Origin of the sequence: Paenibacillus tabacirhizosphaerae (assembly GCF_040812395.1) — a bacterium.
In the GTDB taxonomy this organism is placed as follows: domain Bacteria; phylum Bacillota; class Bacilli; order Paenibacillales; family NBRC-103111; genus Paenibacillus_E.
The window spans coordinates 33,362-54,257 of the sequence record NZ_JBFNXH010000015.1 but is presented as its reverse complement, the minus strand read 5'-3'; the positions used below and the strand labels follow the sequence as shown (position 1 = coordinate 54,257).

Here is a 20,896-nt window from a genome sequence, read left to right as displayed (position 1 = left end):
CTTCCGTAGTATTCGATCTTAGATGCTCTTCGATGCAGATTTCCCAACTGCGATTCCGGCCAAATAGCCGAACGTCATCGCTGGACCAATCGTTCCGCCTGCGCTCATATAGGACTGTCCCATAACTCCCATCGCTGCATTGCCCGCTGCGTACAGACCGGAGATCGGTTTGCCGCGAAGGCTCATTACTTGGCCATCGGCATTGATTCTAGGACCGCCGCTTGTACCTAGCGATCCGAAATAAATCGGCAGTGCATAGAATGGCCCCTTCTCAATTGGGCCCAGGTTCGCTTCCGGCGATCCTCCGCCTCCCGCTAAATTCTCGAAGAATGTTGTCCCGCGATGGAAGTCGGGATCCATCCCCTTCTTCGCATTCTCATTATAGCGTTGGACGGTCGCTTCAAGGCCGCCTGCGTCTACGCCGATTTTCTCAGCCAGCTCTCTGATCGTATCTGCTCGATCCACCCATTCCGGGGTATCCTCGCCAGGCATCATCGTAATGATCATTTGGCTGTCCTTCAACTGCTGGTCGAAGACCATCCATACCGGTGGTTCATTCGGCCACTCCAGCGCAACGGGATCATATTCATAGAAAGCTTTAGGAAGGTCGTTATACGTGGTTCCTTCGTGAACGAAGCGTCTGCCGTGGCGATTGACGATAATGCTGTTTGGTCCCATACGTCCGCCGCCGAGCTGGTTCATTACGCGATCTTCGTATTCGAAGGTTGGATCCTGCATAGCCGGATACCACCAAGCCTCACTCATATTCCCCAGGGCAGCGCCCGCTTCCATCGCCATGATAAGCCCATCACCATCGTTGCCTGCCGGAGACATCGGATGGGTAATTTCCCCCTTGAGGAACGTCTTCACGAGTTCCTTGTTCCACTCGAAGCCGCCGGATGCAAGAACTACCCCTTTTCTCGCACCGATATACAGCTTCTTGCCGTCTTGTTCGGCGACAACACCGATGACTTCGCCATCATCGTTCAGCACCAGTTCCTTGCCAGGAGTTTCAACCAGGGTTTCAACACCACGGTCCAAAAGCCCCTTAAACATCGAAGCAATGAGCGAGCGGCCCATCGTTACAATGTTATTCTCCATGCGTTCTGCAATTTTACCGAAATCGATGCCTCCTACAGCTCCGCCTTCCTCAAGGGTAAGTGGAGGGAAAATCGGGTTCTGGCGAATCTTATCGCCCCATTCACCAATTTCATTCATGTCGTAAGGCACGGGGTCGAGCGAACGGCCGCTCCTGGCTCCCGGCAGATACCCGTAATAAGAAGGATAGGACAATGGTACCGCAAATTTTAACGGTGTATGCTCATGCATGTAATCGATCATTTTGTGGCCATTGTCGACAAAAACCTCTAACAACGCTGGATCCGGTTCTTTACCTCCGGTCAGACGCCGGATATAGGTCAGCGCTTCCTCGCGGCTGTCCTCAACTCCCGCTTCTTTCATATAACGGTTTAACGGAATCCATGGAATACCGCCCGAGAAAGCCGTTGTTCCGCCAATTTGCGACGCTTTCTCCAAAACGAGGACTTCCGCGCCCTGATCATGAGCCATAATAGCGGCTACCAGCGCGGCACCCCCGGTTCCCATAACAACAACATCTACTTCACGATCCCACTGTGCTGGTCTTTTTACTGGCATGGCTGCATCTCCATTCTGTTCCCATTTATTCATTACACCTGGCAAATATATATAAGGTCTCACAAGCAAGTGCTGTCGGCTTCCGATGTAAGCGCTATCTAGTGTAGAAATGCACCGCCTCCTCACTACTACTTAGGCGCCGACTGCCAGGAATGATAGATAGTCTATCAACCTGATATTCATCATATCAAACCGCGCGCATAAATACAAATACTTGTTCAATATGTTATAATACAAGCCATTGAAGAATAAGAAACGAGAGGTCTCAAATGGAACCTAAAGTAAGATACGAGAAAGAAATACAGAGTTCAAGACATAATCGGACACTCCATATTATGGAGGCGGCAGAACGCGTATTTATTGTAAAAGGGATTGAAAAAGCCACCATGCAGGACGTAGCGAGGGAAGCCAATCTCGGCGTCGCCACCGTCTTTCGTTTTTTTCCAAGAAAAGATAAACTGATCGTCGCGGTCGCCACGAGTATCCTCCAAAAGATTCTTCAAGCCTTCCAATCCTTCGCCGCCATGCCGATCCCCTGTCTAGAGAAAATTGAGCTGCTGTTCGATCGTTCCATATCCCTTCTCCAGAACCAGAATAGCTCCGCCGTCAAGCTCATGGAGAACTTCGAAAACTATGCCGCTCACTACACCGAGCCTCTCGAAGACATGGAAGCCTTTAACTCCGTGTACCGGGAGATATCGAAGGTGTTCTCTTCAATTATCGAGCAGGGTGTCCAAGACGGATCCATTCGTCCTGGCCTGCCCATACAGGAAACTCTAGTTACTTTTATCAATACGTTCAGCATTTTCGCCCGAAAGCTATCCCTGCAGAAAAACATTCTTCTTTTAGAGCAGGATCTTCCTGCAGAGAATCAGCTTGCTATCCTTAAGATGACCTTAATTGAGTATTTAAGGAATTGAGGATCTACGAACAGATTCAGGATAGGATTCTGCATGCACAACAAAAAAATAGCCGAACCCCAATGTACGGATGGGTTCGGCTATTGTCGCTGAAATATTAGGTTCCGTCATCTTAATCGGCGAAAAGTCAGGCTCTTACCGACAAGGAATTGGGTTTTAGTATTGAGATCTTTGGTCGACATTTCAATCATTGTTGGGATTTAAGGCACGTGCAAGTGCATTTATGTATTCATTTCTCGCCTGTTTACTAATCTCCGTGTCGTGAAAAATTTTCTCAAAACCATGGAAACATCCCGGGTACAGATGGAATTCAACCGGAATGCCTGCCTGAACCAATCGATTCACATATTCTATCGTTTCGTCTCTAAAAAGATCCAACTCTCCGACACAAGTATACGCAGGCGGCAGTCCGCTCAAATCATTGGCACGTGTAGGAGCTGCATATGGCGTAACCTCATCGGAAGTCATGTTGCCAAGATACATACTCCAGGCAAGCTGATTCTGTTCCCTGTTCCACAATTTCGGGAAAATTTCGTTATTAATCTCATAGCTTGATGCTGTTATATTGCGATCGTCAATCATCGGGCATAGTGGCATCTGAAACGCAATCTTCGGTCCTCCTTTATCACGAGCCTGAAGAGTAAGGGCCGCAGTCAATCCACCGCCTGCACTTGTGCCGGCAATCGCTATTCTAGACGTATCAATATGTAACTCTTCTGCCTGAGCCACCATCCACTCCAACCCCGCATAACAATCCTCAACAGCCGCCGGATAAGGGAATTGCGGTGCAAGCCGGTAATCAATGGAGACTACAACACAGTGGGCCGCTAATACAAACTGTTCACACAGACCATCATCTAATTCATAATTACCCAGTACGTAGCCTCCTCCATGAATCCATAGCAACGCTGGTAACGCTGCACTAGTTCTGTTCACAGGCTCATAAATTTTAATCTTCAGTTCCGACTCCGGGCCTTGAATACCGCGCTTCGTACTCTTCACAAGAGGTGATTTATCGACCTTTGGGATCTCTACCCCCTTCGGAATCTGTGGATTATGCAAATCAAAGACAGGGAGCCTGTCCATTATCTTTCTTAATTCCGGAAGCACATCATTTACACGTTTCATCGTAATCTCCATTCCGCCGCTGTAGCTGTAATATTAATTTGATATAATGCTTGTTCAGCCTTTTCTATGTCTATAGTCCCTTGATAAACTTGTTCTAACACCTCATGTAAAAATTTTTCAGAAACCGGACTTGAAGGCGCATTTTGTAATACTTTTCCGGGTCCGTTCATTTCCTTTTCTAAAAAACCTGCGAATTCACGGATGGTTGGGTAATCATACACCATAGTTGCCGTAATTGAAGTACCATGCTGTTTATTGATGCCCCTTATCCATTCTACCGCTATAATCGAATCCAGCCCTACGTCAATAAATTTTTTGTCGATATCTATATCGTTCTGATTCACATATAAAACATCCGCAAGACTTTTTGCTAGTTCTTTTTGCAAAGTTTCCAAGGATACGCCCTTCTGTTCGGCAATAGTGGGCTTTATTTCACTATCAGACCCGCTTTGCGGCAATACCACGCTTACCGGCGGCAATGTGATCGGCCGCCTGGTTTGCAAGATCGGCTCAGTTGCTTGTAATTCCTGCCCGTTTAATTCCTTTTCCAAAAAACTTACGAACTCGCGGATGGTTGGGTAATCATACACGATAGTTGCCGAAATTGAAGTCCCATATTGTTTGTTGATGACCCTTATCCATTCTACAGCTATAATCGAATCCAACCCTACGTCAATAAACTTTTTGTCGGAATCTATATCGTCCTGATCCACATATAAGACTTCCGCAAGACTTTTTGCCAGTTCTTTTTGCAAAGTTTCCAAGGAGATACCCGTCTGTCTGGCAATCGCGGATTCAAGTTCACTAACAGCCACGCTTTGCGGCAATGCCATGCTTGCTGGTGATAAAGTAAGGAGTCGCCTAGTTTGCAAGTTCGGTTCAGCGGCTGAACTTTTCTTATCCGATAGGGGTTGCGGCAAAGTCCCGTTCTCCTTGCTAGGATTGGAACCCCGTATCCCAGTATCTATTGCCAGCTGGACGGAAGGTGGGGAGGCTGGCACGCTTTCCTGTTGTAAAAGATGAGTTGGAGCAGCATCCTCACTGTTCTCTGCCCCGCTGGTTTCACGTTTGATCTCAGTTATCCAGTGGCGTTCCCTGGCAAAAGGATATGTGGGTAAGCTAATGCGTTGGACGCCGCTTCTCCCATAGAGCATTTCCCAATCTATTTGATAACCCTTCACCCACAATTCAGCTATTTTCCCAACCTTTCCTCTGGCAACCCATTTATGAACCAACTCCTGCAAATCCTCATCTTCAGCCAAAAAGTTGACAATTTCCTTTCCCTGCTTGATATTCCCCTTCCAGTAGTTTCCAAGCCCTTTTTTCCCTTGTAGGAAGTGTTCCATCTGTGCAATCAACTCCCGGGAATCGCCAGCTAAGAATATCACGCGTTCATCCATCGCTTCTCGCCCTACCTGAAGAGTGTAAGCAAGATTTCGTAATTTGCGCCCCGCATTAGAGGATCCTTCTTCCTCCATACAAAATCCCTTGATATATTCTAAATGCATGCGTACATATTCATTAAGGCGTTCAGAGTTCCGGGCAGATACCGGAATTAATAACTTGTCATCTGCGGCATGAATCCCCGTTTGATGAGATTCCTGTAACCGATCCGGAATATGTTCCTCCAAAATGATATGCGCATTACTACCACCGAAACCGAAGGAACTAACGCCTGCCCGTCTGGGAAATGAGGAATCACTATGATTAACCTCCCATGATGTTGTTTTGTCGACAATATAAAATGGACTATCGCTCATGTTGATTACAGGATTAAGCTGCTCGAACTGAACACATGCAGGTAATGTCCTGTGTTTCATTGAAGCAATAACTTTAATAACTCCCGCAATACCTGCCGCAGACTCTAAGTGCCCGATATTGGTTTTGACCGACCCCAAACCGCAGGTTGACTTTTCCATCTTCTTATTAAAGGTAGTATATAATTGATGAAAAGCCATCTTCAGACCATGGATTTCGATCGGATCACCGAGCGGCGTACCCGGACCATGAGTTTCAATATAGCTCACTGTATCAGGACTAATCCCGGCTTTTTTGTATAAATCTGATATTAAATCCGCGTGTGCTTTAGGATTTGTAATGGTTAGAGAATTGGTTCTTCCTCCGTGATTCGTGCCTACTCCTTTAATAACGGCATAGATATGGTCCTGGTCCTCCACTGCTTTATCCAAAGGCTTAAGCAAAAGAATGGCTCCGCCCTCGGCGCGGACATAACCGTCAGCTTTTTCATCAAAGGCTCTGGACCTTCCTTCTTTGGAAAGCATACCTCCCTGGCTGAGTGCAATAAATCGCCTTGGAGACCAGCAAATATTCACGCCTCCAGCCATAGCATAGTCACATTCATCGTTTTCAAGCGAACGAACGGCCTGATGAATCGCAACCAGTGAACTGGCACAAGCTGTATCAAGTGTGATACTGGGTCCGTAAAAATCAAACCAGTACGAAATCCGATTGGAAATGATTGCATTGGAGGTGCCGGTGGGTATATATGCATCAACCTCTTGAACGTATTTTTCAATAAGTTCGGTATAATCCGTGTTGCAAACTCCCATGAAGACGCCAGTCTTCGAACCCTTCAACGAGCTGGCTTTGTAGCCTGCGTCTTCGATAGCCTTCCATGCAAGTTCAAGGGCAATTCTCTGCTGCGGATCCATTGTCGTGGCTTCCCGGGGAGAAACATTAAAAAAAGACGCATCAAAACAATCAGCGTCGTCAATAAATCCTCCCCAAACACTATTCGTTTTGTTAGCCTCACTCCTTGGGTCACCGAAAAACTTCGCTTTTTCCCACCGATTCGAGGGTATTTCCGTAATAAGGCATTTTTCGGATGCCAAGTGCTCCCATAATTCATCCATATTTTCGGACTTAGGAAAACGAAGACTTACTCCAATAATTGCAATCCCATTCTTATCCTGTGTTTTGTGATTTGTATTGTTATTTTCTGCTCCCATAGTTCCCCCTTCCGGACTGTATCCATCCAAGCGGCTATTCGCCCTGTTTTTTTTCAACAAAGTCAACAATATTGGTCAACGAAGCAAACACATTCATGAACAGGTCTTCATCCGTCATCTGAATATGTAAATCGTCTTGTAAAAACCGGATAATCCCCATGTATCCTTTCGACTCGATGACCCCCGCCTTAAACAGGTCCGTGTCCTCTGTTATATCCTCGCCAAAATTAACTAAAAACCGTTCTTCAAGAAATAATTTTACTTTCTCTGCATGATCCATTTGTTCAAGCTCCTATTCATTTATTTTTTCATCCCTGTGCCCAATAATGGTACACACTTTCCTTTTCCATAATAGACGTCCATTCTGTTCCTCGAAGCAGGACGCTATCTCTGGATCCTCAAGTCCCATTTCAAGCAATTCCTTAATTTTTTGGCTGCTCGATTCACTCTGTACTACATGGTCCACATAATCATAAAAATCCAGTTTGGATTCAGATTCAAAAACGCTTGAAAGCTTTAAGCCGCTTTCTTTAAAAAGATTGAAAAATTCACGTTTCGAGTACGTTTTATAATGACTAGCGTCAATGAGCAGTTCCATTTGTTCAAAAAAACGGTCCAGCTTTTCGTTATCATAAGCCATAATATCCTGTATACAAATGCGCCCCCCTTCTCGGCAATAATGTACCATGCAGGAAAACACTTTTTGATAATTTCTCATATGATGGAAAGCTGATCTTGAAACAACAATCGAAAATAGATGATTCTCAAGATCAATGTTTTCTACATCCTGGCAATGAAAACTTACGTTGTTCAGATTTCGTTTCATTGCATTTTCACGGGCGATACCTATCATCCCTTCTGAGATGTCAACCCCTTTTACACGCTCAACCGTCCTGGCGGAAAACAGCGAAAATGCCCCTGTGCCGCATGCGACATCCAACATACGGTCCTCTTGTGATAAGCCACAAAAGTCGGAAAGCCCTTTCAACATTTTTTCATCTTGTGTGACCGACCAGCTATCGAAATTTTGTGCGCCTTTATTAAACTGTTCTATAATAATTTGATTTTCGCTCATATCAGCTCACCCTATTTTATAGTCAGAAAAAATCTCCTTATATCTGATTTTCCCGCTTGAATTTTTTTTGATTTCTTCTACCTCGAATATACGAGTATTTTCATAATCAATCTTAAATTTCTTGATCATAATTTCCCTGATTTTTCGTGTACACTCAGGGTTGGTTACCGCAATCAGCAGCAAATCGTCAGATCCGCCAACAGCACAATCAAAGCCCTTCTGCCACAAGTATTGTTCAACTTCATCCAGACTGATCCGTTTCCCAACAATTTTAATAAACCGGCTGTTTCTGCCGACAATATAGAAAAAACCGTCTTCATCCAAATAGGCGATATCCTGTGTGTTCAAGCATCCATATTGTTCATCTCCCTTAGTAAGATCATGTCTGTTGTTCGCGTAACCGAGCATGACATTCGGCCCTTCATAATAAAGCGCACCTTCCACGCCTGCGGCCGTAATCTGTCTTCCCTCAACATCTTTTAAGTAAAGCCTGCCGCCCGGAATCGCCACACCGATACTTTCCTTTTTTGCAGAATTACACTCTGGAGGCAAGTAACTGATTCGCGCAGTAGCCTCCGTCTGCCCGTACATAACAAAAAACCGAATACCCTTATTCCTCGAATATTCAGCATATTGCGCGACCTGTTCAGCTCTCAATTTTCCGCCTGCCTGAGTGAGACAGCGAAGAGACGGAAGTTCCATATCAAAGAAACGTAATGTTCTTAACATCTCATACGTATAGGGAACTCCTGAAATAGAGGTTGCTTTATGTTTTTTGAAAAAGTCCCAAAAATCCTTATTGATGATGGAATGACCTACTAATAAAATAGTTGCCCCGACATACAAATGGCTATTAATCACCGACAAGCCGTAGACATAATTCATAGGCAAGGTCGTAATTGGCCTTTCGGATTCATTCAGCTCCAAATACGCTGCAATGGACTTTGCATTTGCATTGATATTGGCCCGTGTCAGCCGCACCCCCTTAGGAGAACCAGTTGAACCGGAGGTCAGCATCACTAAGCTCAAATCCGGATAAATCGGGTGCTCGCTGCGATAGCTGGTTTTAACCAACTCATAGGCAGGATGGCTGAAAGCGTGCAGTTGCCTTTGATCCACCGGCTGCCAAAAATATTCCGGCTGATAAATCTCAGTAATACTGTCCAAAAGTTCACTGTCAGTAGCGTTGTCTATCAACATGACAGCATGTCCGCCAGCGATCCCCCCGAGGTACCCTATCAATGCTTCTACCGTATTTGTACATTTAACGAGGATAAGCACCTTTTTTTCTTCTGGAATTCGATTTTTAAATTCCTGAACCCTATTGGATAATTCTTGGTAGGTATAGCTGTTCTCCGCCTCATCCATAACAGCAATTTTGTCTTTATACTGATTTAAATCATAAAACAGGTCCATGTTAGTCTCCTTATTCATTCTGGAAACAGGATCAGATTTAAACATCCGGGCACAAGAACAAACACACCCTGAGATATGGTTCCAATCAGGGTGTGTCGGCCAAATTTATAAAATTAATGATGGAATAGTCGAAAATCGGAATTGGCCATTATGATGCCATATTCTTCACAAGCTTTTATTACGCTGTCATCCCGGATTGAACCACCAGGCTGAACAATATATTGGACCCCGCTCTGCGCAGCCCTATCAATATTATCTCTGAATGGGAAAAAGGCATCTGAACCTAAGGAAACATGGTTTAATCCTGACAACCATTCTTTTTTCTCATCAGCAGATAGCTTTTTAGGGATTTGTTCAAAAATATTTACCCAGTACTCCATTTCCCTCGGCGTTACATCATCTCTAAGATACTGGTCGATAGCGTTGTCACGCTCCGCCCTGGATATTCCATCTTTGAAACGTAAAGCGGCGACTGCAGGATGCTGCCTCAAATACCAGGTATCCGCCTTGGATGCCGCCAGCCTGGTGCAATGAATGCGGGACTGCTGGCCTGCTCCACAACCAATAATTTGCCCGTCATATGCAAAGCAAACGGAGTTGGATTGGGTGTATTTTAATGTCACCATCGAAATAATTAAATCCCTTTTGGCTGATTCAGGTAACTCCTTGCCGCCTGTGATAATATTGTCCAGCATGTCAAACCGTGGCAATTCGTTGTTCCTTTTTTGCTCAAAGGTAATTCCATAGACTTCTCTTTTTTCCAAATCGACTGACTCATAGGAAGGATCTATTTGGATAATCGTGTACTTTCCGTTTTTCTTTTTTCGCAGGATTTCCAATGCTTCACTGCTGAAAGAAGGCGCAATGACCCCATCGGAAACTTCCTTGCTGATCAATCTTGCAGTAACGGCATCAACCGTATCGCTCAAAGCAATAAAATCCCCATAAGACGAAACCCTGTCAGCTCCTCTGGCTCTGGCATATGCCGACGCAAGAGGGGAAAGCTCGGGTTCATCAACAAAGTAAGCCTTTTTCAAGGTATCGCTCAAAGGAATGCCAATGGCTGCTCCGGCAGGGCTTACATGCTTAAACGAAGCCGCTGCAGGCAAATTTAGTATTTGCCGCAGTTCCTTCACCAACTGCCATGAATTGAACGCATCAAGAAAGTTAATGTACCCCGGGTTTCCATTTAATATTGTAAATGGCAGTTCACCTTCTTCCATATACACCTTCGCAGGCTTCTGATGAGGATTGCATCCATATTTTAATTGAATTACACGTTCCGACATTACATCTCATCCTTTGTCTCGTATTTAATGGTATCTTTCAGCAAAGCCGTTATGCGGGCTCCGCACACGAAAATGATACCTTATAACGGTGGACTTTTCAATTATTATCCATATTTCTAGTAGTTTTACCTTTTCATTTGAACATAGTATTCAATATATATTTTTTGAGTTCTTGTGATAGTATGGTCAGCAATTGTTCCTGATTCTGGTCTTCGCGGAGGAATAAATGGTCTCCAGATACCTCATGAAGTTGGAATGTGCCTCTGGTCAGCTCATGCCAAGCACTCATTTCCTGTACTTGAACCTTATCATCCCTTTGGCCGTGAATAGCTGTGATCGGAACGTCAAAACCAGCTCCCCCGGCAGCTTGATAGCTATTAACCATTTGCAATTCCGAGAGTCTTGTCGGCAAATACAATCTGACCAACTCCTGGTTCACATCATTCTCCGAAGTAATGACGTTCACAATGGCCTCATATTGTTCCGGTGTTATATCAGATAGAATATCTGGTCCGGGAATATCCTCATACCCTATGCTCTTAAACTTTTCCCTGGTGAATGAAATCAACGGATTGGGCAGAATCGTCGGCGACGAATAGGCTCCAACAAACAGATGCGTCGGTTTATTCGCTATTTCCTCCCACAATCTGTAGGCCAGACAGTATGCGAGTAAAGCGCCTGCGCTGTGGCCATAAAAGGCATACGGTCGGTCAAGTTCAGGCAGAAGGATCTCTTTCAATACGTCTACGGCCCTATTAATATGGTCGAATGCTTTCTCTTTGACCCTGTTCTCCTTTCCAGGCAATTGAATAGGGCAAACCTCTATATAGTATGGCAGCTTTGCCTGCCATTCGCGGTATAACGAAGCTCCTCCGCCGCTGCCATACGGGAAGCAAAACAATTTCATCTTAGCCAGCGGATTGGACTTCCGGTGCGCAATCCATAATTGAGCATCCTTCTTAACATTCAATTCAACCGTGTTCTCTTCCCTATCGACAGCCCTGTCCGGTTTTACCGGCAATAGCGGAAGGATGAAAGCTGCCATTTCACTGATGCTTGATCCCTGAATTAATATTTCAATGGGCAGGAATATGCCGAGCTCTTTTTCAATCTTAACCTTGGCCTCAATTCCCACGAGAGAATCCATGCCTAAATTCATAAGAGACTCATTGATATCAATTTCAGAAACCTGCATCTCAAATATGGAAGCAAATACTTCCTGTAAATATTCTTGTATGATTTCTTCCCATTGTTCTGATCCTGTATGCTTCAATTTTTTTATGACTTCAGATTCGTTTGGTGCTTCCATGATCTCATCCGCTTTTTCCAGATGTCTCTTAAACGCCTTCTCGCGCTCCTTGCTCAATCCCTTCATATAACCGCTGTTGATTCGAGCAATCAAATTTCCGTTTTGATCAAAGAGCTTATATGTTCCTTTCAGCTCTTTTGACGGGTCCTGGACTTCCTCAAGATCTACATGGCACCATAACTCCTGGATGTCCAACTGGTTATTAAAGGAAAATCCATCCCACTTCGTAACCATATACTTGAAGTCTCTGCCTCTATCCCTAGGTAAAGCGGCATGGAATAATTGGGCGCAAGCATCCAGCACACCCGGATGAATTCCCATTTTGTACTCATTTCGCATTGCAATTCCATGCGGTGGTTGAAATCTTGCCAGTGACTCTCCCTCTGTTGACCAAACATGTCCGATCCACTGCACGCTTTTCCCCAGGGCAAGCCCTCTTTCTTCTTGGACTTGCTGATAAAACTCGGAACCGGAGTACTGCTCGGTGCAACGTTTTTTAATGTCTGCCAACAAATCCTCTCTAACCGGCAGCATCAATTCCTTCTTACCCAATAACAAACTTCCATTCACATGCTTGTTCCAATTGCTTCCATTATCAGAACTATAAAACGCAAATTCGATTTCCCCATTTTCTCCTTGGAGCAAGGTTAAGATGAGGTTCACCCTGCCATGTTCAGGAACAACCAAAGCACTTAAAAACTCCATTGTATTCACATGAAAGGAGCTGTTATAGATTTTGCCGGCGGCCCGGCACAGAATTTCAAGATAATACCCTACGTGCATGACCCCATGGGTGTCTTTTAAATCCGGAGCCCTGTCTAAACTTAGAAGATATTCGAATTGTTTTTCCTTTAATGGAGAATAGACGATTCTTCCATCTAAGAAACTGTCTCCGCTTTTTTCTTCATGATCTGCCGTCGTTCTCAACCTGGAGCTTACATCGTAAGGGAGAGTTTCGCGCCAGTAATGCCTTCTTTGAAACGGGTACGTGGGTACGATTACCTTGCGTCTGGTATAGCCCCGGTCAAAACCATGCCAGTTGATATCCATCCCCAGGCAATAGAGCTGCCCCAACACATTCAACAGACTTTCCCAAATGTTCCCCTCTTCATCGCAAGTAAAGAACTGGCTGCCGGAATGGGAAAGAATATGCTTCAAATCGTCCGAAGCGTTTGCCCGCCCTATCTCCAAAAAAAGTTTGTATCCCTTATCAGCAAGGGATTGCAACCCTTTACGGAATTCGGGCTCAGTATCCAAAACTTGTTCCCAATATAACTCCGACACGGCCTCCTGCTTTTCAACAGGTCTTCCTGTACTGCCCGAGATCAAACGAATACGGGGCTGGTCCAGCGTTTTACTACCTCCTGCTCTTATCTCAATCCCCTCATGCTCTAAAATGAAGGCCAACGCAGTTTTCATGCTCATGATCCCTGCTGCACAAGCAGCTGCGAACTCCCCGCTGCCGCTTCCCAGAACAGCTCCAGGCTTGACTCCCCAGCTTTCCCATAAATGCAATAACGCCAGCTGCAAAGCGAACGAAATCACTTTATCCATATATCCTGGAGTACCTGAATGTAACAGCAAGGAATCGCTTAGGATATACGCCAAAAAAGATGTGTCGGTCATTAGCTTCTGTTGTTCATCGCACATCAGCAATGTCTCGCGGAAAACCGGCTGTGTCTCATATAAAGATATAGCCGCATCCTTAGAAATTCCGCCATTGCATAAAAAGACAAGCTTTGGATTGGATTTATCCTTACTTTTATAATCTGATCTTCCTGCTTCGAGCTTGCTGCAATATTCCGAAAGTTGGCTTTTCATATGCGCCAGGCTTTTGGCAATAAAAGCGGTTCTATGTGAAAAATGATTTCTCCCGGCATTGGCCGTAAAGCAAATATCCGCCAGCTTCTCTTTCTTCTGTCCCTCAAAATAGTCCTTATATCTTGCCGCTAACTGCAACAAGGCATTGTCGTCCTTTGCAGAAAGAGCCAGAATATGCAAGGGTCTCTCTACGGAGGCCCTGTCTGAATCTTCACCAGTATCTGCGGCTCTCGGCGGTGCAGCAACAATGACATGAGCATTGGTGCCGCTGAACCCATAGGAGCTGATTCCGGCAATCAGCGGCTTTTCACCCTTGTCCCACGAAATGGCGCTGCTCGGTACAACCGCAGGAATCTTTTCCAGATGAATTCTCGGATTTACTGTATGAAAATGACGATTGGCAGAAATCGTTTTATTCTGAATGCATAAGACCAGCTTGATCAAGCCTGCAATTCCGGCCGCCCCTTCCAGGTGACCTATATTGCTTTTTACTGACCCTATGATGAGCGGCTCTTTTCTCTTACTATCCTTGCCAAACACCTCGGTCAATGCCTGGAATTCAATGGGGTCGCCCAGAGGGGTTCCTGTCCCGTGCGCCTCAAAGTAACCGACCTCACTTGGTAAAACGTCTGCTTTCTCGAGTGTTTTTGAGATTAATTCCTTTTGCGCCGCACCGTTCGGAACCGTCAGCCCGCTCCCGGGCCCGTCTTGATTCACGCCGCTCCCTTTAATGACAGCCAGAATCGGATCCTTGTCCCTTATTGCGTCTGAGAGTCTCTTCAAGACGACTACCCCGCAGCCCTCCCCCCGTCCGTAGCCATCGCCGCTTGCGTCGAAGGTTTTGCATCTTCCGTCCTCGGCAAGCGCATTCAATCCGCAAAGGGAGACGAATCCCTCTGGCGACAGCAATAGATTGACCCCTCCGGCCAGTGCCAGAGAGGTCTCTTCTCTTTGCAGGCTTTCGCAGGCAAGATGAACAGCCACCAGCGAGGATGAGCATGCGGTATCTATGGAGATCGACGGGCCGTTTATGCCTAACATATACGAGATCCGTCCGGAGGCGATATTCGACATAACGCCTGTCAACGTGTATGGGTTATTATCCTTTCCGGCACGCGGTAAAAGAGCATATTCCGAACCAATAATTCCGACAAACACACCCGTTTGAGTTCCTCTGATGCTTTCAGGGCTAATCCCGGCCGATTCCAGCGCCTCCCATGAAACTTCCAAAAGCAGCCTTTGCTGGGGGTCCATTTCGGAGGCTTCGCGTGGAGAGATTCCGAAAAAGCGCGCGTCAAAAGCGCCTACATCCTCTTGCAGAAAGCCAGCCTCTTTGAGGTACATTTTTCCAGAGACATCCCGATTCTGATCGTAAAATTCCTCAACGCTCCACCGGCTGCCGGGCACCTCAACGATTCCGTCGCCATTCCCCTCCAGAAAATTCCAAAATGATGGAGGGTCCTGACATCCTCCCGGAAACCGGCATCCCATACCTATAACCGCAATGGGCTCCCTGCCCTTTTTTTGCTTATCGAGGTCTGCCTTTAATTTTTTAATGGTCTGCAACGAACTATTCAGCAATGATAAGTAATCGTCCTGTTTGACCCCGGTCCCCATAAAACCGAACCTCCTTCAAGATTATTCGCTGTTAATCATCCATGCCAATGAGAGCCAACAGGCCTCTCAATTCATTTGCCACATGCTCCAAATCTGCCGAAGGGTCCTCTTGCGGCCCATCTGAAGTTAGAAGAGCTAGTTCGTCAAGAAAGGCTGGTTGCTTATCCGATGTGCCGCTGCGCTCACTTTGATACTCCAATTCCGAAAAAGGTATGAGACCCAGCACATATTTGGATAATTCCGCAATGTTGGGGTAATCGAATATCGCCGTATCGGAAATCTCGATTTTCAGGCTGTCTCCCAGTGTGGTTCTGAATTGTTCCGTCATGACCGATTCCATTCCCATATCGAAAAAGCCCCGGTGAAGCTCCGGTACATCCAGGGGATTGAAGGCAAGTAATGCCGCAATTGATTGTTGGATATATTCCTGAATCATTTCCAGCCGCTCCCCTTCCATAGCCATGCACAGTTCCGTCAAGAACTTTGAATGGTCAGAGGAGCTCTGATTTTCCTCTTCCTGAACGGTTATATCCTCTATATCTTCAAAATCTTTAACGTTCTGGGTTGCATCCGTCAGATCCCCGACCCAATAACTTTCCTTAGAGAACGGATATGCAGGCAAAGGCACTCGGCGCGGCGTGCCTAGCGGATAAAGTCTTTCCCAGTCAATTTCCATGCCGCCGGCCCAGAGTTCCGCTATTTTGTCAGGCTCTATGTTCCGATAGGAATCCGCGGAAAAGCTGTCAGCAGCGGAGGCAGGCACATCATGTTTTCCTGCCTCGGTATTCCCGAAATAAAATCCTGATTTTTCATCAACATTCCTTGGATTGAGGAATATCTCAAGCTTTGTTGCGATTTCGCCAAGCCCCCTGGCAGTAAATGCAAGCCTGAACGGCATGGGGTCACGCCCTGTTTGCAACGTGTAGACGATGTTTTGAAACTTGGTATTCTCCCCCCGCGCCCCGATATTCTTTTCTGCATATTCTTTCAGCAGTCGGACATATGCGCGCAAGTTATTTTCCTTTTTTGCCGACAGTACAAATATGGCAGGGTTTCTGTCCTCATCAGCCCCAAATCCACTTTCAGGCTGCGCGTCATACTCCTCTACGATCATGTGTACATTAACGCCTCCGGCTCCAAAAGAACTGATCCCGGCACGCCGCGGAACCACTTGTTCTTCACCGTCAATACGGATGACAGGCTGTTTCCATTCGCCAAGGCTTTGTTGGACAAAAAACGGCGTTTTCTCAAAATGAATATTCGGGTTTAATTGATCTGAATGTATCAAGGTTGCCGCCAGTTTCTTATGCTTCATTTGGAGAAGAACTTTCGTCAACTGGGCAATCCCGGCCGCAGCTTCCAAATGGCCTATATTGGACTTCACCGAGCCAATTGCACAGTACTGCTTATCTGCCGTGTAACTGCCGTAAGCGTCGCTCAATCCTGCAACTTCAACCGGATCGCCAAGCTTCGTTCCCGTCCCGTGAGCTTCAACGTAACTAATCGTACGAGGATTTATATTGGCTGTTTCCAGCGCCTTTTTGATTACTTCCGCCTGGGCAACCGGATTGGGAACATTGTATCCGAACGTTTTTCCATCATGATTTACTGCCGTTCCCTTGATTACGCCATAGATATGATCAGCGTCGGCTATGGCCTTGTTAAGCGGTTTCAACAAGACCGCTCCGACGCCCTCCCCGGGAACATAGCCATCCCCGTCCTGACCAAACGAACGGCAGCGCCCGTCGCTTGCTGCAAACTGGCCAAAACACAGCGCCATGTATTTACTAGGGTGCAGGGACAGGTTCACACCGCCGGCGATGGCCATCTTACATTCACCTTTTTTGATACTTTCACAGGCCAGATGGATGGCATAAAGGGAGGAGGAGCATGCAGTATCGACACTCAAGCTGGGCCCACTCAAGTTGAAAATGTAGGATACCCTGTTCGCAATCGAATAAATCTGGGAATTAACCGGAGCCATATTCCCTTTTTCAAATTCCTTTAACACATGTAATTGATAGTTGTTGAAAGTTACACCGGCAAAAACGCCTACCGGGCTTCTGCCATCGCCCGCGCTGTCGTCTCTTAAGCGCTTTTTGGTATATCCGGCGTCCTCCAAACAGGATGCTGTTGTTTGCAGGAACAACCTTTCCTGCGGATCCATGAAACGGGCTTCAAGCGGTGAAATATGAAAGAAGGACGGATCGAATTTGTCCACATCCGGCAAAAAGCTGCCCCATTTACAGTACATTCCCCCGGATTTTTTACTGTTCCCGCTTTCCTGCCTGTAGTATTTACGATAGTCCCAGCGTTCCCTGGGGATCTCGATAATGCAGTCCATTTCAGCTTCAAGGTTTTTCCAGAATTCATCCATAGTAGCAGCTTGCGGGTATTGGCCGCTGATTCCGATGATTGCAATATCCGCACTATCATGATTTACAGCAGGAGTGTCATGGATTTGAATGCGGGCCGGTTTCTGATCCCATGGCTCCATGGATCCGTTATTGGGCTGCCGGGCTTGAGCGTCCTTTTCCTCTTGATTCTGGTGCTGAACATTCTCTTCTATTTGCTGTGCATTGCAGATAGCCGCTTTTTGAACCAGCAAGTTAACCTTTTCTTCATATTCCTTGGAAAAATGCTGCGCCAGCGCTCTAATGCTCTTGTAAGTAAAAAATAGGGTCGAAGGAACCGCGCCAAACTCTTGCTCCATGTTCTCGTTTAACTGCTGAACTACAATAGAATCTACCCCGTACTGGTCAAAACCTGTATCGGGATCAATCCTATCAGGCCCTATTTTTAACACATGCGACAGCATGCTTACAAAATAAGCTACCATGAAGGCAAGCATCGCTTCAGGTTCTCCCTTATCCCGAGCATAACGCTGCTCAGACAAGTCCCTTATATTGGGCGGTTCCTGCAGAGCCATGCCCCCGCTAACCGGGGGTTGAACTGCAACACTGGTTACGGTACTCTCTCCAGGATGCCAATAACTCTCTCTTGCAAATGGATAACCAGGCATGCTGATACGGCGAGGCCGGGGCTCATCATAAAGTTTGCCCCACTCAAGGTCCAACCCCTTCACCCACAGCTCCGCAATGTTTTCCAGCTTTCTTTTTTGAATCCATGTCTCCAGTATGGCCCTGGCGTCTACGTCACTTTCAAAAGCCGCCACTTCGGCTTTATTCTTATTGACCTGGGCAACACAGGTTGCTGCCGTCGGATTGCCAAGAATAAAACCTTCCATTGCCTTCAACAAGTCCTCTCTTGAATTCGCCGGAATGGCCAGACGATACTCCATCGCTTCCCGTCCCGCCTGCAAGGTATAAGCCATGTCAGCCAGATTGAGGCCGTCTTGCGCTTCGATCCAGCCCTTTATAGATTCTGCATAAATGGTTAACTGCTGCTTGCTTTTGGCTGACAATACAAAGAGCACAGGATCTATGTTCCCATAACCCCGTGTATCGTTCCGTTCTTCAGGAAGGTATTCTTCAATGACGATATGGGCGTTTGTACCGCTAAAGCCAAAGGCGCTCACAGCCGCACGCCGAGGGCTTCCCGAAGAAGTTTCCCAGGTCTGCAGACGGTTATTGATATAAAAAGGGCTGTCATTTAAGGAAATATGCTCGTTCAGTGAATCAAAGTGAACTGCAGGAGGCAGCAACCTATGCTTTAAAGCCATCAGAACCTTCATAACCCCAGCTGCTCCTGCCGCTGTCAACAGGTGACCGATATTACTTTTAACCGAACCTAAAGCGCAGTAACTTTTTTTATTGGTAGAGGACTTAAACGCTTCTGAAAGCGCCTCCACTTCAATCGGATCGCCAAGCTTTGTCCCTGTCCCGTGAGTTTCTATCAGTGAAATGGTTTCCGGATTGATGTTGAAGCGTTTATATACATCCTGTTCCAGTGAGATTTGAGAGTTTACACTAGGCGCAGTGATTCCGTTGGTTTTTCCATCCTGATTGACTCCCCAGCCGCGAATGACCCCATAGATGGGGTCGCCGTCCCGAACAGCGTCAGAGAGCCGTTTTAATAAAACAACACCTACACCCTCCCCGGGAACAAATCCATTGGCTTTGGCATCAAAGGTGAAACATTTTCCATCCTTGGATAACATTCCTGCTTTGCTGGTCGCAATATGCATGGACGGCCCGATCATTACATACACGCCGCCAGCCAATGCCAAGTCACTGGTTCCCAATAGCAGGCTGTTGCAGGCTTCCGCGATCGCCACTAGCGATGAGGAGCAAGCTGTATCAATAGCTAAGCAGGGACCTTTCAAATTTAACAAATATGAAATCCTTGCACTCAAAATTGCAGTCGAAGTCCCGGTAAAAACCTGCGCATTAATGGCCCGGTTGTCGTTGGATTGTCCGTAATCATTAGGCACACATCCCACAAAAACGCCGCACTTGCTTCCGGATAGGGAATATGGGTTTATCCCCGCATCTTCAATACTGTGCCAGCAGTTTTCTATGAACAAGCGCTGCTGCGGATCCATCCATTCTGCTTCTACAGGTGAAATATGGAAGAACAGGGGATCGAACTTGTCCACATCCTTCAGTAGCCCCATCCATTTGCTATAGGTTTTTCCCGGGACCTTCGGGTCAGGATGGTAATGGTCCTGAACATTCCACCGCGTGGGTGGAATTTCAGATATACAATCCTTTCCCTGAGCAAGGTTGCTCCAGAACTGGTCGAGATCCTTTGCTTCAGGAAATTGTCCCGATATTCCAATAATTGCTATGGAATCTTGAGAAACTTGGTTCCGGCGTGCATCCGATTCTTTTTCCGGAGACTGTTTAACCTCGGTTTCTGTCTGATCTTTTTTGAAAATGGATTCTATCCTGTCTCTTACTTCTGGCTGATTCACAAAGGTTCTTTGATGCATTTGCAATTCATGATCAAACGTTGGGCGCACCTTGTCCCGAATGGATTTCGCCAACAGGTCTTTTAATGCAATCAATGATTCCCTAGGCGCTTGGGCTAGCTCCTTTGCCAGCTGTACCGCATAGGGAAGCACCTCATTTCTTGGCAAAACCGGGAAGGCAACTCCTTTGGCCGCTAGTTCCGATCCGCGGAACTGCCTTCCGGTAAACAAAATTTCCTGTGCAAGGACCGTCCCGAATTTCTCCGGAAAAATCAATGTCGCTCCGGCTCCAGGCGTAAAGCCATACTTCATATAGTTGCTAGAATAGTAGCTCTCTCTGCTCATCACAGTAAAATCACAAAACATTCCCATGGCCCAGCCAGCGCCAATTCCATGCCCCTGCATGGCAGCGATAACAGGAATCCTGCAGTCTAGTGCAAGGCTATATATATTGATATCGGTAAACTTTACCCTGCCTTCCTGTATGGCCAGCAGCCCCTCTTTGGTGCCGCCGGAGGCAAAGTAGCTGTCATACCCGGTCAGGATTACTACTTTATAGTCGGATCCAGCTCGGATCGTTTCAAAAGCCTGAACCAGCCCGTCGGCAAGTTCCTTGGAGAACGTATTTTTATTGGCGCGATCCTGCATCGTCAACAGGACAATCCCCGGTTCGATGACCTGGAAATCAACTGCCTTCTGCTGCAAAGGTTGATCCGGGGCAGTACCCATGAGCTTTTTCAATTCTTTCTCAGCACTTTCAGCGCTTAATTCACCTTGTTGAAGAGCACGGAAAACATCTTTTGCATTCATCAATAATCCCTCT

At 46.4% G+C, this 20,896-nt stretch carries 10 protein-coding genes; 1 reads left to right on the top strand and 9 read right to left on the bottom strand.

Annotated features, from left to right (window positions below; all coding sequences use genetic code 11):
• Positions 1-18 precede the first annotated feature (18 nt).
• The gene (locus tag ABRS97_RS21840) at positions 19-1,656 is read right to left on the bottom strand and encodes an FAD-binding protein (RefSeq protein ID WP_367817516.1); all 1,638 of its coding nucleotides are present in this window, start codon (positions 1,654-1,656) and stop codon (positions 19-21) included.
• A gap of 269 nt (positions 1,657-1,925) precedes the next feature.
• On the opposite strand from ABRS97_RS21840, the gene ABRS97_RS21835 reads away from it, so the two are divergent.
• The gene (locus tag ABRS97_RS21835; protein ID WP_367817515.1) at positions 1,926-2,576 is read left to right on the top strand and encodes a TetR/AcrR family transcriptional regulator; all 651 of its coding nucleotides are present in this window, start codon (positions 1,926-1,928) and stop codon (positions 2,574-2,576) included.
• 183 nt (positions 2,577-2,759) lie between these two features.
• Here the strand turns inward: ABRS97_RS21835 and ABRS97_RS21830 are convergent, their stop codons facing one another.
• From ABRS97_RS21830 to ABRS97_RS21795, 8 genes are all read right to left on the bottom strand, one after another.
• Positions 2,760-3,704 (bottom strand): alpha/beta hydrolase, encoded by a 945-nt coding sequence (locus tag ABRS97_RS21830; protein WP_367817513.1) that lies wholly within the window; start codon positions 3,702-3,704, stop codon positions 2,760-2,762.
• Entirely contained in the window at positions 3,701-6,673 is a 2,973-nt protein-coding gene (locus ABRS97_RS21825) for a type I polyketide synthase (RefSeq protein ID WP_367817511.1), read from the bottom strand. The genes ABRS97_RS21830 and ABRS97_RS21825 overlap by 4 nt, the downstream gene beginning before the upstream one ends.
• Positions 6,674-6,707: 34 nt before the next feature.
• Positions 6,708-6,953, bottom strand: a complete 246-nt coding sequence (locus ABRS97_RS21820; protein ID WP_367817509.1) for a hypothetical protein — start codon at positions 6,951-6,953, stop codon at positions 6,708-6,710.
• A 12-nt stretch (positions 6,954-6,965) separates the two neighbouring features.
• The gene (locus ABRS97_RS21815; protein WP_367817507.1) at positions 6,966-7,748 is read right to left on the bottom strand and encodes a class I SAM-dependent methyltransferase; all 783 of its coding nucleotides are present in this window, start codon (positions 7,746-7,748) and stop codon (positions 6,966-6,968) included.
• Positions 7,749-7,754: 6 nt separating this feature from the next.
• Complete coding sequence (locus tag ABRS97_RS21810; protein ID WP_367817505.1) at positions 7,755-9,164, bottom strand: AMP-binding protein; 1,410 nt, start codon at positions 9,162-9,164, stop codon at positions 7,755-7,757.
• Between the two features lie 113 nt (positions 9,165-9,277).
• Positions 9,278-10,453 carry a phosphoribosylaminoimidazolecarboxamide formyltransferase gene (locus ABRS97_RS21805; protein ID WP_367817503.1) on the bottom strand — a complete coding sequence of 392 codons (1,176 nt, stop codon included), beginning with the start codon at positions 10,451-10,453 and terminating at the stop codon, positions 9,278-9,280.
• A 133-nt stretch (positions 10,454-10,586) separates the two neighbouring features.
• Positions 10,587-15,200 carry a beta-ketoacyl synthase N-terminal-like domain-containing protein gene (locus ABRS97_RS21800; protein WP_367817501.1) on the bottom strand — a complete coding sequence of 1,538 codons (4,614 nt, stop codon included), beginning with the start codon at positions 15,198-15,200 and terminating at the stop codon, positions 10,587-10,589.
• A 31-nt stretch (positions 15,201-15,231) separates the two neighbouring features.
• Positions 15,232-20,883 (bottom strand): beta-ketoacyl synthase N-terminal-like domain-containing protein, encoded by a 5,652-nt coding sequence (locus ABRS97_RS21795; protein WP_367817499.1) that lies wholly within the window; start codon positions 20,881-20,883, stop codon positions 15,232-15,234.
• Between the last annotated feature and the right edge of the window lie 13 nt (positions 20,884-20,896).